Source organism: Paraburkholderia panacisoli, from assembly GCF_008369935.1.
Classification (GTDB): Bacteria; Pseudomonadota; Gammaproteobacteria; order Burkholderiales; family Burkholderiaceae; genus Paraburkholderia; species Paraburkholderia panacisoli.
Genome location: NZ_VTUZ01000001.1, coordinates 260,094 through 273,224 on the forward strand (window position 1 = coordinate 260,094; position 13,131 = coordinate 273,224).

Below are 13,131 nucleotides of genomic sequence, written 5' to 3' on the forward strand. Positions count from 1 at the left end.
AATGCCATGGGCGCCTTGAGTGCGATGAGCGCCGTGAACGTGTGAAACGCGGCGAATGCGCAGGCGGCCGCGGCCGCCTGCGCCCGCATCCTGCCAATCGCCTGAACGCGCAAACCCTTGCGCGCCGGGGCCGAACGCGGCAAACCACCCCTGACTGAGGCAGGCTCCGGGTTCGATTGTTCAGATTCCCAAACAAGTGCCTTCGCGTTTCCGGTATTTATCCGCGGTCTCGCACTCCCTAAAATTCACCCATCGAAACGTACATTGAGCGCGATTCCGCAACGGCGCCGCGCGATGGGAATGGTCATGCCAGCCTTAATCAGAAACCAGCTTTACCGGCCGTCGGTGGTGTTGCCGATGGTCGCCCTCATGCAGGTGATGGTGTCGCAGGACTTCAATCTCGGCCAGGTCGGCTGGGTTGTCGCGGCGCGCGGCGCGCAGGCCGCGCTGCAGCGTTCGCGCGAACTGATCTGCGCCGTCCACTGCCACGCCTGAGCGCAGACGGAGAAAATTCGCGGCGAACAGTAAGCGGCAGCAACAAACCACAAACCACGATCCGCACCCCGGCATGGGGACCCGAGGCACTGAGGGTAAGATGCTACGACCTGCACCCCAGCCTCGGGAGAATTGCCATGCCACAGCACTTCGACGCAGTCGTGATCGGTACCGGACAAGGCGGCTCGCCGCTCGCCGTGCGTCTTGCTCAAAGCGGCCGTAAGACCGCGGTGATCGAACGGGGGGCTTTTGGCGGAACCTGCGTGAACGTCGGCTGCACGCCGACCAAGTCGTATGTGGCGAGTGCCCGCGCGGCGCACGTCGCGCGTCATGCCGCGCAGCTGGGCGTGCACGTGAGCGGCCCGGTCAGCGTCGATCTGGCGGCGGTCAAGGCGCGCAAGGACGAGATCATCGGCCAGTCGCGCGACGGCGTCGAGAAATGGCTGCGTGGCACGGATAACGTCACTGTGTTCAACGGCCACGCGCGCTTCACCGGCGCGCATACGCTCGCGCTCAGCGGCCCCGACGGCCATCCGACCGGCGAACTCAGCGCCGACGAAATCTTCATCAACACCGGCACGCGCGCCATCGTGCCGCCGCTCGAAGGCCTCGAGCGGATTCACTACTACACCAACTCCAATCTGCTCGAACTGACGGATCTGCCGAGTCATCTGGTGATCGTCGGCAGCAGTTATATCGCGCTTGAATTCGCGCAGATCTTTCGACGCTTCGGCAGCCAGGTGACCGTGCTGGTGCGCGGCGAACGCGTGCTCACGCGCGAGGACGCCGATTTCGCGGAATCGGTGCGCAAGGTGCTCGCCCGCGAAGGCGTCGAGTTCCGTTTCGGTGTGCAGCCCACACGTGTCGAACCGCATCCACATCGAGCGAACGAAGTGTGCATCGGTTTCGAGCAGAACGTTCCCGCGCTGGAAGCGTCGCACCTGCTGCTCGCCACCGGCCGCGTGCCGAATACCGACGACCTCGGCCTGGCAGCCGCCGGCATCGCGACCGACAAGCACGGCACGATTCCGGTCGACGGCCAATTGCGCACCAACGTGCCGGGCATCTGGGCGATCGGCGACGTCAACGGACGCGGCGCGTTCACGCATACGTCCTATGACGACTTCCAGATCGTCGCGGCCAATCTGCTCGGCGGCGGCGCGCGCAGCGTCGATACGCGCATCATGGCCTACGCGGTGTACGTCGATCCGCCGCTCGCGCGGGTCGGGATGTCGGAGGCCGAGGTGCGCGAGATGCGCCGGGAGACGGGGCGCGACGCGCTGATCGCCACCATGCCGATGTCGCGTGTGGGGCGCGCGCGCGAACGCGGCGAGACCGACGGTTTCATGAAGGTGATGGTCGACGCGCAAAGCAAAAAGATACTCGGCGCGGCGATTCACGGCGTCGAAGGCGACGAGGCGATTCACAACTTCATCGACATCATGACGGCGGGGGCGTCGTATCCGACCCTGCAGTACGCGATGCACGTGCATCCGACGATCAGCGAACTGGTGCCGACCTTGCTCGACGAACTCAAACCGATGGAATGAGCGGCGGCGGGGCGCGGGCGTCGGCACGGCACATCACGGATCTTTCGCAAACAATGAAACACGCACTCGCCACCGGCAATCTGTTCGAGCACGCGGCGCGCGTATCCGCGTCGCCGGCCGCCGACGAGCAGATCGACGCGCTCGTCGAGCAAAGCGGCGTGACGATCGAGCGGATCGTGTCGACGGGACAGGCGAGCCCGCCTGGCTTCTGGTACGACAGTCCGCGCGCCGAGTGGGTCGTGTTGCTGAGCGGCGCGGCCACGCTCGAGTTCGAAGGCCAGCCAACGCCGCATCCGATGAAGCCGGGCGATCACGTGCTGATCGAAGCGCATTGCCGGCATCGGGTCGCATGGACCAGCGACACGGAGCCGAGCGTGTGGCTCGCCGTCTACTATCCGGACGCGGACGGCGCGCCGGGTTGACCGACGCATACAGCCCACAGCACACATCGTGAATTCGCGCAGTGCACGAGCGAGGCGAGCCTGCGCGCATGCGCTCCGGTCAGAAGGCCACGCGCATCGACAAAGCCTCGCGGCATCGCGGATAATCGGCAGCGGCGCGGGTGGTCTGCGCAACGCGGACGGGCTGTGCGCCCAATCGCATTCATTCTCAGGAAATTGACCGATGGGCAAGGGACGTGTCGAAGCCTTCAGCGATGGCGTGATCGCCATCATCATCACGATCATGGTGCTCGAACTGAAAGTGCCGGACGGCTTCGATCTCGCCGCGCTGCGTCCGATGCTGCCGGTGTTCTGCGCGTACGTGTTGAGCTTCATCTACGTCGGCATCTACTGGAACAATCATCATCACATGTTCCATGCCGTGCAGAAGGTCAACGGCGCGGTGTTGTGGGCCAATCTTCACCTGCTGTTCTGGCTGTCGCTGCTGCCCGCGGTCACGCACTGGGCCGGCGAAAACCATCTGGCCTCCTGGCCGACCGCGATGTACGGCGTCGTGCTGTTCATGTCGGCGATCGCGTATTTCATCCTGACTCGCGTGCTGATCCGCGAACACGGCAAGGAGTCGGCCATCGCCAAAGCGGTCGGCAGCGACTTCAAGGGCAAGGTCTCGGTGGTGATCTATCTGGCGGGCATCGTGCTCGCCTTCGTCTCGCCATGGGTCTCGGCGGCGCTCTACACGCTTGCCGCGGCGTGGTGGCTGGTGCCGGACCGGCGCATCGAACACGTGCTGGAAGCGTAAAGCATGCTGCTGACGCTCAAGCTCGTGCTGGTGCCGGCGTTTCTGGCTGCGCTGACGGCGGCTGCGCGCGTGTGGGGACCGTCGGTGGCGGGATGGCTCGCGGGACTGCCGGTCGTCGCCGGATCGATCGTGCTGCTGCTCGCGCTGGAGCGCGGGCCCTCGTTCGCGGCGCAAGCGTCGGCGGCATCGATTGCGGCGATCGCGGCGTCCGAAGCATTCAATTTCGCGTATGCGTGGAGCTGCCGGCGCGTGGGCTGGCCGCTCGCGCTGGTTGCCGGCTTGGCGGGGTGGCTCGCGCTCGCGCTGCTGCTCGTGCATCTACCCGATTCGCCTGGGTGGGCGGTGGCGGCGGCATGCGTGGCCGTGGCGGTGTCTCAAAGCGGTTTGCCGCGCGTGACGGGCCATGTGCCGGCGGCGCGCGTCGGACTCGCCGATCTTGCTGTGCGCATGCTCGCTGGCGCGCTGCTGACCGTCGCGGTGACGACTTTGTCCGCGTCGATGGGCGCGACCTGGAGCGGGTTGCTGTCGGTGTTTCCGTTGCTCGGCATCGTGCTCGCGGTGTCGGCGCAGCGCGCGCACGGTGCGGACTTTGTCGCGTTGCTGATGCGCGGTATGGTGATCGGGCGCGCCTCGTTCGCAGCATTCTTCGCGGTGACCGCGGCCATGCTGCCGCGCTACGGTGTGTGGCTGAGCTTTGCGTGCGCGGCGCTGGTGTCGATCGCCGTGCAAGGCACGACAAGGCGCATGCTCGGCGCGAGGCGGCCTACGCAGGCGGTAACGCGCGAGCTTGCCGCGCAGCAGGTGGAGTGAGGCCGTCTGGCCGATACTGGACCCCATGACTTCGCGCAACGCTCGCTCTTCGCTTACCCGCATCGGACTCATCTCCGACACGCACAACCTCGTGCGTCCCGAAGCTTTGCAGTATCTCGCCGGCTGCGACGCGATCATTCATGCGGGCGACATCTGCCATCAGGCGGTGCTCGACGCACTGACGCGCATCGCGCCGGTCACGGCGGTGCGCGGCAACAACGACACCGGCGAGTGGGCCGCGTCACTGCCGACTCACGCGACACTGACCGTGCAGCAGGTGACGATCCGCGTCGTGCACGATATCGCCGATCTGGGCGCCGACCCGCGCAGCGAGGGCGTCGGCGTGGTGGTGAGCGGCCATTCGCACAAGCCGTCGATCAGCGAGCGCGACGGCGTGCTGTTCGTCAACCCCGGCAGCGCGGGGCCACGGCGTTTCAAGCTGCCGGTTTGCGCGGGCATGCTGATCGTCGACGGCGCGCGCGCGAGCGCGAGTTTCGACTCGCTGCTGACGTAAAAAAAGCGGGCCGGCAAATTCTTGTCGGCCCGCTTTCCGAACGGAACGTGATTCAAGCCGCGCGATTAAAGCGTCACGCTCAATATCGCGTGCAAGCTATCGCGCCACCCGCGCTTACGCACGCGCCGTTGCGGCAGCCGCGTAACCTTCATCCATCTCCTCGGCTTCACGCTCGCCACGCAGCACCGCATGGGCCTCGGCGCGCGTCGCCACGCACGGGCCCGAGCCGAGCAGCGGCTTGCGGGCGGTCTCGCGCAGCGCGAGCACCGACACGATGCCGATCAGCGACGCGCCCATCAGGTAATACGCGGGCATCATCAGATTGCCGGTGCGGTCGACCAGCCATGCGGTCACGAGCGGCGTCGTGCCGCCGAACAACGACACCGAAATATTGAAGCCGATCGCGAGCGCGCCGTAGCGGATCCTGGTCGGAAACAGCGCCGGCAGCGCCGACGGCATCACGCCGGTAAAGCACGACAGCAGCACGCCGAGAATCATCAGGCCGCCGAACACCGGCAGCACCGTGCCCATGCGGATCAGCAGCAGCGCGGGAATCGACAGCGTGAACAGACCCAGGCAACCGAACAGCATCACCGGCTTGCGGCCGATCGTGTCGGACAGGCGGCCGGCGGCGAGCGTCATCGGCATCATCAGGATCATCACGAGCAGCACGAGGAACAGGCCGTGCGTTTCGTTGAAGTGCAGCGTGGCCGACAGATAGCTCGGCAGATACGACAGCGCCATGTAGTCGGTGACGTTGAAGATCAGCACGAGGCCGACACACAGCAGAAGCGGCTTCCATTGCTGCGCGAGCAACTGACGGAACGACTGCTTCGGCAGCGCCTTGTCTTCGGCTTCGCGTTGCTCGGCCTGCTTCTTGAACGCAGGCGTTTCTTCGAGCTTCATCCGGATGTACAGACCCACCAGACCCAGCGGCCCCGCGATCAGGAACGGCACGCGCCAGCCCCACGACAGCAGCGCGTCGTTCGACAGCGTCGCGGTCAGCACCGCCACCGTGCCCGCGCCGAGCACGTAGCCGATCAGCGTGCCGAACTCGAGGAAGCTGCCCATGAAGCCACGGCGCTTGTCGGTCGAGAACTCGGCGATGAAGGTCGCGGCGCCGCCATACTCGCCGCCAGTCGAGAAGCCCTGCACCAGTCGCGCGACCAGCAGCAGCACCGGCGCGAAAATGCCGATCGACGCGTAGCCCGGAATCAGGCCGATCGCGAAGGTGCCGAGCGCCATCATGATCATCGTCATCGCCAGCACGCGCTGACGGCCGATGCGGTCGCCCAGCGGCCCGAACACCATGCCGCCGATCGGCCGCACGAGGAACGCCGCGGCGAACGTGCCGAACGTGGCGATCAACTGCGCAGACGGATTCGACGACGGGAAGAACACTTTGCCGAGCGTCACGGCGATGTAGCTGTACACGCCGAAATCGAACCATTCCATCGCGTTGCCGAGCGCCATCGCGCCGACGGCCCGCTTGAGGAGAGATTGGTCGACGACGGTGATGTCGTCCAGAGAGAGGCGTTGTTCTTCTTTATGGTGTCGCCAGAAGCCGTTGCTGGAAGCGGTCAAGGTGAAAACTCCAATGACTGCGACGAAACTCATGACGCGCATGAACGTTCCGCCACGGTTGCTGGGAGGTGTGATTTCGCGAGCAAAGCGATGGCCTCACCGTCACCGGAGGCGACGGAGTGGGGCGCAAAAGAAAACACAACGCCCGTGCCTCGCGAGACATCTCGCGAAAAAACACTCGTCTAGATTGTGCTGACTGTTGCACCTGCGTGGCCGTGGAAGGGGGGCAGATGCATGAGGACGCCGGGGTGGCTGAAAGCTGGCCCGCGCGCCGCTGAAAGGCTTGAAAGGAAAAAGGCCGGTGCTTGCTCGCCGCTCATGAAGGCGACATGAAACGGGGAAACGACCGACGAGCCTTCTTGTATAAAAACGGTTCGATTCAGGTTGGCACGCGCAGCGCGGGCCACAATGAAAAGAAATGCTAATGAAGGTGAATTGCTGTTGGAACGATGCACATGATAGCACGATGGCGGATGATCGTGCAAACCGGGCTTTCGGAGCAGGGGTGGCTGGAGCGCGTAATCCCTTGGCAGGCGGGGGATTCGGGCGGATTGCGGCAATGGGCAAACGGGTCTTTGGAGCGACTGGAAATGAACCGTTTGGGTAGTTTTGCGGCCGGTGTCCATGCGAAGGCCGGCGGCAAAAAACGCGACGAAAAGGCGAAAAAAATCCGCGCTCGTGGCGCGGATTTTGTCGGTACGGCTCGCGTCGCTAAAACGCTTTCTCAGGCCGACGGCGGCACGTAACCCTGCGCGGTATCCGCGCCTTCGCCGAAGAAGAATTTCTCGGTCTGCTTCATCAGGTACTGGCGTGCGCGCGGATCGGCCATATTCAGGCGATTTTCGTTGATCAGCATGGTCTGCTGCTTCAACCATGCCTGCCAGGCTTCCTTCGAAATGCTTTCGTAGATCCGCTTGCCGAGTTCGCCCGGCAGCGGCGGGAAATCGAGGCCTTCGGCTTCCTTGCCGAGCTTCGCGCATTGAACCATACGAGTCATGCTGTGCTTCTCCTTTGTCGACCGGAGTTAGTGCTTCAGCACTTACTCCGGTCCCATGAAAAATGGTTACTGAATTAATGTGGGGCGGGCAGTCGCTTTTAATATGGCGCCGCTCAGAGCTGTTTCATCAGCACGAGCGACTTGCGCTGCCAGTTATAGAGTCTGCGGCGATCTTCAGGCAGGTCGTCGACTGTGACCTTGACGAAGCCGCGCTTGAGGAACCAGTGTTCGGTGCGCGTGGTGAGCACGAAAATGCGCGTCAGGCCGCGCGCCCGCGCGCGCTGCTCGATGCGCTTGAGCAGGCGCTCGCCGTCGCCGGTGCCTTGCGCCTCGGGCGCGACCGTCAGGCAGGCCATTTCGCCGATGCGCTCCTGCGGATACGGATACAGCGCCGCGCAGCCGAACAGCACGCCATCGTGCTCGATGACCGAGAAATGGTCGATGTCGCGTTCGATCTGATGGCGGCCGCGCCGCACCAGCGTGCCGTCCGCCTCGAGCGGCTCGATCAGCGAGAGAATCCCGCCGACGTCGTCCGGCGTGGCTTCGCGCAGGCTTTCGAGGTTCTCGTACGAGATCATCGTGCCGACGCCGTCGTGCAGGAACAGTTCCAGCAGCAGGCTGCCGTCGAGCGCGTACGGGATGATGTGCGCCCGCGCGACGCCGCCGCGGCACGCGCGGATAGAGTGCTTCAGATAGAAGCCCGCGTCGCCGGTGACTTCGCCGCTCTCGTGCAGCTTGTAGGCGTCGTCGAGCGACAGTTCGCGCAGCAGTTCGGGGCCGTTTTCGCCGGCTTCCATCAGGCCGGGCGTTTCGGTCAGGAACACGATCTTGTCGGCGCGCAGCGCGATCGCCGCAGCCGAGGCCACGTCTTCCATCGCCAGATTGAACGCTTCGCCGGTGGGCGAGAAGCCGAGCGGCGACAGCAGCACCAGTTTGCGGCTCGCGAGCGAATGGCGAATCGAATCCGCATCGATCTTGCGCACCACCCCGGTGTGCGCGAAGTCGACGCCATCCAGAATGCCGACCGGCCGCGCCGTCACGAAGTTGCCCGACACCACGCTGATGTGCGCGTGCGCCATCGGCGTGTTCGGCAAGCCCTGGCTGATCGCGGCCTCGATGTCCAGACGCACTTCGCCGGCCGCTTCTTTCGCGGACTCGAGCGCACGCGCGTCGGTAATGCGCATGCCGTGCGAAAACTCGGATTCGACGCCATGCAGGCTCATCTGCTCTTCGACCTGCGGTCGCGAGCCATGCACCAGCACGATCTGGATGCCCATGGCCTGCAGCAGCGCGATGTCGGATACCAGCGCGTTCAGGAGCCCCTGATGCACCACCTCGCCGCCGAATCCGACGACGAACGTCTTGTTGCGGAACGCATGGATATAAGGGGCGACTGAGCGCATCCAGTCGACGAATTGCGCATGCTGGGCGAGGTCTTCCGTTGTTCCGGCAGGGGCCGGAACGCTCGCGGGCGCGGGGACGAGGTCGGTTTGGGAATTCATGCCGGGATTATAATGCGCCCCCATGTCGAATGTACCCAAAAGTCCCGCTGCGGCAAACGAGAATCCGGCCCCGGCCGCCGATCAGGTGAACGCCGGCGCCGCGCCCAAGCGCGTCCAGCCCAACGAGCCGCATGCGGCGCGCGAGCCGCGTCGTGCGGTGGAAGGCGCGCCGTCGTCCGCGCAGAAAAATAATCCGCCGCGCGAGCCGCGCCGCGACGCGGCGAAAAACGCCGAAGGCGGAGCCGCGCGTCGCGAAGCCGGCGCGTCGGCTCAACAATCGCCGCAAGCGGGCGGCGGGTTGCGCAATGCCGGCCGCCGTGAACCGCGAGAAACTAGTAAAGCGGAGGGTGAATCGCGGCAAGCCGGTGAACCGCGCCCGCCACGTGAACCGCGTGCGCCTCGTGCGCCGCGCGTCGTCGAACCGAATCCGATTCCGCCGATCACGTTCCCCGAAGCGCTGCCGGTCTCCGCACGCCGCGACGAGATCGCGAGAGCGATTGCGGAGAACCAGGTGGTGATCGTGTCGGGCGAAACCGGCTCGGGCAAAACCACCCAGCTGCCGAAAATCTGCCTCGCGCTAGGGCGTGGTCTCGGCGCCGGCGGCGCGGGTCTGATCGGCCACACGCAGCCGCGCCGGATCGCCGCATCGGCGACCGGACGTCGCATCGCCGAAGAACTCGGCACGCCGTTCGGCGAAGTGGTCGGCTACAAGGTGCGTTTCACCGACAACCTGTCGCCGGGCGCGTCGGTCAAGTTGATGACCGATGGCATCCTGCTCGCCGAAACGCAGACCGATCCGCTGCTCAAAGCGTACGACACGCTGATCATCGACGAAGCGCACGAGCGCAGCTTGAACATCGATTTCCTGCTCGGCTATCTGAAGGAAATTCTCGTCAAGCGGCCCGATCTGAAACTGATCGTGACCTCGGCGACCATCGACGCCGACCGCTTCGCGCGCCACTTCGGCAGCGACGACAAGCCCGCGCCGGTGATCGAGGTGAGCGGCCGGCTCTATCCGGTCGAGGTGCGCTACCGGCCGGTCGTCGAGGACAGCCCGGCGGTCAAGGCCGCGCAAGGCACGTCGTCGGGATCTTCGTCCGCACGTGGCGAGCGCCCGAAGACCCAGCGCGAAACCGATCGCGATCTGATGGAAGCGATCGTCGACGCCGTCGACGAACTGTGCCGCGAAGGCCCCGGCGACGTACTGGTGTTCCTGCCCGGCGAGCGCGAAATCCGCGATGCCGCCGAGGCGCTGCGCAAGCATCATCCGCCGCATACGGAAATTCTGCCGCTGTTCGCACGGTTGTCCGCGGCCGAACAGGAGCGCGTGTTCCGCACCTCGAACACGCGCCGCATCGTGCTGGCGACGAACGTCGCCGAAACCTCGCTGACGGTGCCCGGCATTCGCTACGTGGTCGATACCGGCCTCGCGCGCGTGAAGCGCTACTCATATCGCAACAAGGTCGAGCAGTTGCAGGTCGAGTCGATTTCGCAGGCCGCCGCGAATCAGCGGGCAGGGCGCTGCGGCCGGGTCGCCGACGGCGTGTGCATTCGTCTCTACGAGGAAAGCGATTTTCAGGGCCGCGTGCGCTTCACCGATCCGGAGATTCTGCGTTCGTCGCTGGCGTCGGTGATTCTGCGGATGAAGTCGCTGCATCTGACGGCGATCGAGACCTTCCCGTTTATCGAGCCGCCGCCCGGCCGCGCGATCGCCGACGGCTATCAGCTGCTCAACGAACTCGGCGCGGTCGATGACGACAATCAGCTCACACCGCTCGGCCGCGAACTCGCGCGCCTACCGCTCGATCCGCGCGTCGGCCGGATGATTCTGGCCGCGCGCGATCAGCAAGCGTTGAAGGAAGTGCTGATCATCGCGAGCGCGTTGTCCGTGCAGGACCCGCGCGACCGGCCGATCGAAGCGCAGGAGCAGGCCGACCAGGCGCACCGCCGGTTCGCCGACGAGCGGTCCGAATTCCTGCAGTGGCTCAAGATCTGGAACTGGTTCGAAGAAGCGATCGCGCACAAGAAGTCGAACAAGCAGTTGCACGAGGAATGCCGTAAGAACTTCTTGTCGCAGCTGCGACTGCGCGAATGGCGCGACGTGCACTCGCAATTGCTGACGGTGGTGCGCGAGCATGGCTGGCGCTTGAACGATGCCGAAGCGACTTTCGAGCAGATCCATCTCGCGCTGCTGACCGGTCTGCTTGGCAACATCGGCCTGAAAGCCGACGACGAACCGTATTACCTCGGCGCGCGCGGCATCAAGTTCTATCTGTGGCCGGGCTCGGCGCTGGTGAAGAAGGCGGGCAAGTGGGCGATGGCCGCCGAACTGGTCGAGACGAGCCGTCTGTACGCGCGCTGTATCGCGAAGATCGAGCCGGAGTGGGTCGAGAAGATCGGCGCGCATCTGCTGAAGAAGTCGCTTTCCGAGCCGCATTGGGAGAAGCGTGCGGCGCAGGTATCGGCGTTCGAGCGGGCGGTGCTGTACGGTCTGCCGATCTATCATCGGCGGCGCGTGAGCTTCGGCAAACAGGACCCGGCGCGTGCGCGCGAGCTGTTCATTCGCGGCGCGCTGGTCGAAGGCGAGTTCGATACAAAGCTCGCGTTCTTCGCGCACAACCGCAAGCTGCTCGCCGAGATCGAACAACTGGAGCACAAGTCGCGTCGCCAGGACGTGCTAGTCGACGACGAGCTGATTTTTGCTTTCTACGACCAGGCGTTGCCGAACGGCATTTACACCGGCGCGTCGTTCGAGCGCTGGTATCGCGACGAGGTGAAAAAGAGCGGTCAGCCGGAAGACAAGCTGCGCCTGCTGTATCTGTCGCGCGACGATCTGATGCGGCACGAAGCCGCCGGCGTGACGACCGATCTGTTCCCGAAACGGATGACGATGGCAGGCGTCGAGATGGCGCTGACCTATCACTTCGAGCCGGGTTCGCCGCGCGACGGCGTCACGCTCGCCGTGCCGCTGTATGCGTTGAATCAGGTCGATGCGCGCCGCTGCGAGTGGCTCGTGCCCGGCATGCTGAAAGAGAAGGCGCAACTGCTGCTGAAATCCTTGCCGCAGAAGTTGCGGCGGCATTGCGTGCCGTTGCCGGAATACGCGGCCGGGTTCGCCGAACGGCACGGGGGTCCGCGTTTCGGTGCGGGCGGTTTGCTGGAGTCGCTGATCGCCGACGTTCGCGAGCAGACTCAGGTCGCGATGAAGCAGTCGGACTTCAAGCTCGAGACCTTGATGCCGCATCTGTTCATGAACTTCAAGGTCGTCGACGAGCACGGGCGGCAGCTTGCGATGGGCCGTAACCTGTCGCAACTGCGCGCCGAACTCGGCGGCCAGGCGCAGCAGCATTTCCAGAAGATCGCGTCGAGCGCGGCGGGCGCGGCCCTGGCGGATGCGGGTGGCGGCGGTGTCGCGGCGCCTGCGCAAGGAGCAGGGGCGGTTGGGTTGGTAGGTGGCGCCGCGCAGCGCGGCAAGGGCGCGGCCGGGGCCGGGGCCGGCCCGCAAACCGCGCCGCAAGGTGGCACGGCGGGCACCGCGCTGTATGAAAAACTGACGACCTGGAATTTCGGCAAGCTCCCCGAGTTGCTCGAGATTCGCCGCGGCGGCCAGACGCTGTTCGGCTACCCGGCGTTGGTGGATCGCGGCACCCATTGCGACGTCGAAGTGTTCGATTCGCCGGACGAAGCCGCGCGGATTCATCGCGCGGGATTGCGCCGGCTTTTTGCGTTGCAGTTGAAGGAGCCGATCAAATACCTCGAGAAGAATCTGCCGGGCCTGCGCGAAATGGCGATGCAGTTCATGCCGCGCGGCACGCAGGAAGAATTGCGCGATCAACTGATCGACACCGCGCTCGATCGCGCGTGTCTGCAGGACCCGCTGCCCGACGATGACGTCAGTTTCCATACGCGACGCGACGAGGGACGCAGCCGTCTGACGCTGCTGGCTCAGGAAATCGCGCGTCTGGTCGGGCAGATTCTCGGCGAATACGCGAGCGTGACGAAAAAGCTGGTGCAGGCGAAGTCGTTCGCGGCCGCGCATGCGGACATGCAGAATCAGCTCGATGGGTTGATCGGCAAGCGCTTTGTGGTCGATACGCCGTACATGCAACTGGCGCACTTTCCACGCTATCTGAAAGCGATGACGCTGCGTATCGACAAGCTGAAGGCGGACCCGGCACGCGACGCGCGGCAGTTCGCCGAGTTTCAGCCGCTGTTGCAGAACTATCAGCGTGCGGTGTCGCAGCGTGGCGGCGTGCTGGATCCGCGACTGTCGGAGTTCCGCTGGCTGCTGGAGGAATTGCGCGTTTCGCTGTTCGCCCAGGAGTTGCGTACGCCGATGCCTGTTTCGGTGAAGCGGTTGCACAAGGTTTGGGAGTCGATGCAGCGCTGAGTGGGGCCAGCGCGGGTGGCGCCGCGCGTACTACACGTTTGAAGGCGTCGGCAGCGCGAGGTTGCGTTTTTTGCGTGGCTCGAACTGCA

At 65.0% G+C, this 13,131-nt stretch carries 11 protein-coding genes; 8 read left to right on the forward strand and 3 right to left on the reverse strand.

Features of this window, described 5'->3' with window-relative positions:
- The first annotated feature begins 306 nt into the window (after positions 1-306).
- The 6 genes from FVF58_RS01230 (at position 307) to FVF58_RS01255 (ending at position 4,569) form a co-directional block, all read left to right on the forward strand.
- The gene (locus FVF58_RS01230; RefSeq protein WP_115105230.1) at positions 307-495 is read left to right on the forward strand and encodes a hypothetical protein; all 189 of its coding nucleotides are present in this window, start codon (positions 307-309) and stop codon (positions 493-495) included.
- Positions 496-632: 137 nt separating this feature from the next.
- A complete protein-coding gene (locus tag FVF58_RS01235; RefSeq protein ID WP_149668130.1) occupies positions 633-2,045 on the forward strand; it encodes an FAD-containing oxidoreductase in 1,413 nt (470 codons plus the stop codon).
- Positions 2,046-2,098: 53 nt separating this feature from the next.
- On the forward strand, positions 2,099-2,467 hold the full coding sequence (locus tag FVF58_RS01240; protein WP_149668131.1) for a cupin domain-containing protein: 369 nt from the start codon (positions 2,099-2,101) through the stop codon (positions 2,465-2,467).
- 202 nt (positions 2,468-2,669) lie between these two features.
- Positions 2,670-3,245, forward strand: coding sequence for a TMEM175 family protein (locus FVF58_RS01245; RefSeq protein ID WP_149668132.1), 576 nt, complete (start codon positions 2,670-2,672; stop codon positions 3,243-3,245).
- A 3-nt stretch (positions 3,246-3,248) separates the two neighbouring features.
- Positions 3,249-4,055 carry a hypothetical protein gene (locus FVF58_RS01250; RefSeq protein ID WP_149668133.1) on the forward strand — a complete coding sequence of 269 codons (807 nt, stop codon included), beginning with the start codon at positions 3,249-3,251 and terminating at the stop codon, positions 4,053-4,055.
- Positions 4,056-4,080: 25 nt separating this feature from the next.
- Entirely contained in the window at positions 4,081-4,569 is a 489-nt protein-coding gene (locus tag FVF58_RS01255) for a metallophosphoesterase family protein (protein ID WP_149668134.1), read from the forward strand.
- A 114-nt stretch (positions 4,570-4,683) separates the two neighbouring features.
- Here FVF58_RS01255 and proP read toward each other — a convergent pair whose 3' ends face one another.
- A complete protein-coding gene (gene proP / locus FVF58_RS01260; RefSeq protein ID WP_246216903.1) occupies positions 4,684-6,186 on the reverse strand; it encodes a glycine betaine/L-proline transporter ProP in 1,503 nt (500 codons plus the stop codon).
- A gap of 440 nt (positions 6,187-6,626) precedes the next feature.
- Between proP and FVF58_RS01265 the strand changes: the two genes are divergently transcribed.
- Entirely contained in the window at positions 6,627-6,899 is a 273-nt protein-coding gene (locus FVF58_RS01265) for a hypothetical protein (RefSeq protein ID WP_149668136.1), read from the forward strand.
- Here the strand turns inward: FVF58_RS01265 and FVF58_RS01270 are convergent.
- Together FVF58_RS01270 and argA are read right to left on the reverse strand one after the other, a co-directional pair.
- Entirely contained in the window at positions 6,878-7,150 is a 273-nt protein-coding gene (locus tag FVF58_RS01270; RefSeq protein ID WP_007181244.1) for an oxidative damage protection protein, read from the reverse strand. The two genes, FVF58_RS01265 and FVF58_RS01270, sit on opposite strands and share 22 nt — an antisense overlap.
- Before the next feature lie 113 nt (positions 7,151-7,263).
- On the reverse strand, positions 7,264-8,652 hold the full coding sequence (argA, locus tag FVF58_RS01275) for an amino-acid N-acetyltransferase (RefSeq protein WP_149668137.1): 1,389 nt from the start codon (positions 8,650-8,652) through the stop codon (positions 7,264-7,266).
- A 22-nt stretch (positions 8,653-8,674) separates the two neighbouring features.
- On the opposite strand from argA, the gene hrpA reads away from it, so the two are divergent.
- Positions 8,675-13,042, forward strand: a complete 4,368-nt coding sequence (gene hrpA / locus FVF58_RS01280) for an ATP-dependent RNA helicase HrpA (RefSeq protein WP_149668138.1) — start codon at positions 8,675-8,677, stop codon at positions 13,040-13,042.
- Positions 13,043-13,131 lie beyond the last annotated feature (89 nt).

Bases quoted from the DNA above. Each gene is read 5' to 3' on its own strand.
- FVF58_RS01230 (WP_115105230.1), top strand. From the start codon at position 307: ATGCCAGCCTTAATCAGAAACCAGCTTTACCGGCCGTCGGTGGTGTTG.
- FVF58_RS01235 (WP_149668130.1), top strand. From the start codon at position 633: ATGCCACAGCACTTCGACGCAGTCGTGATCGGTACCGGACAAGGCGGC.
- FVF58_RS01240 (WP_149668131.1), top strand. From the start codon at position 2,099: ATGAAACACGCACTCGCCACCGGCAATCTGTTCGAGCACGCGGCGCGC.
- FVF58_RS01245 (WP_149668132.1), top strand. From the start codon at position 2,670: ATGGGCAAGGGACGTGTCGAAGCCTTCAGCGATGGCGTGATCGCCATC.
- FVF58_RS01250 (WP_149668133.1), top strand. From the start codon at position 3,249: ATGCTGCTGACGCTCAAGCTCGTGCTGGTGCCGGCGTTTCTGGCTGCG.
- FVF58_RS01255 (WP_149668134.1), top strand. From the start codon at position 4,081: ATGACTTCGCGCAACGCTCGCTCTTCGCTTACCCGCATCGGACTCATC.
- proP (WP_246216903.1), bottom strand. From the start codon at position 6,186: ATGAGTTTCGTCGCAGTCATTGGAGTTTTCACCTTGACCGCTTCCAGC.
- FVF58_RS01265 (WP_149668136.1), top strand. From the start codon at position 6,627: ATGATCGTGCAAACCGGGCTTTCGGAGCAGGGGTGGCTGGAGCGCGTA.
- FVF58_RS01270 (WP_007181244.1), bottom strand. From the start codon at position 7,150: ATGACTCGTATGGTTCAATGCGCGAAGCTCGGCAAGGAAGCCGAAGGC.
- argA (WP_149668137.1), bottom strand. From the start codon at position 8,652: ATGAATTCCCAAACCGACCTCGTCCCCGCGCCCGCGAGCGTTCCGGCC.
- hrpA (WP_149668138.1), top strand. From the start codon at position 8,675: ATGTCGAATGTACCCAAAAGTCCCGCTGCGGCAAACGAGAATCCGGCC.